General features: G+C 51.8%; 1 protein-coding gene. It reads left to right on the top strand.

All coding sequences use genetic code 11. The features are described from left to right. On the top strand, nucleotides 1–274 hold a 274-nt coding region (locus LKX83_RS32515), incomplete at both ends, for an FHIPEP family type III secretion protein (protein WP_227887413.1).

The following is a 274-nucleotide window of genomic DNA, read 5'->3' as shown; positions in this document are numbered from 1 at the left end:
GAGACGCTGGCCGATTACGGCCCGTATACTAAGGATACCGATCTGCTGGCTGAATATGTAAGACAATCGCTGTCACGGCAAATTACGCTGCAGTTTGTAGCGCCGGGAGAACCGCTGCAGGTCATCACCGCTGGGCCGAGCTTAGAAAAAGCAATTTCAGATTCCATACAGCAAACCGAGCAGGGTAACTATATGGCGATTGATCCGGATACGTCGCAGCGGATTTTTGCTGCGTTATCCGAACAGGTCAACCGTATGCTGCAGATGGGACAAC

Source organism: Cohnella baijiui (assembly GCF_020731285.1).
Taxonomy (GTDB): domain Bacteria; phylum Bacillota; class Bacilli; order Paenibacillales; family Paenibacillaceae; genus Cohnella.
The sequence above is the reverse complement of the archived record's forward strand: the minus strand, read 5'-3'. Positions and strand labels throughout refer to the sequence as shown.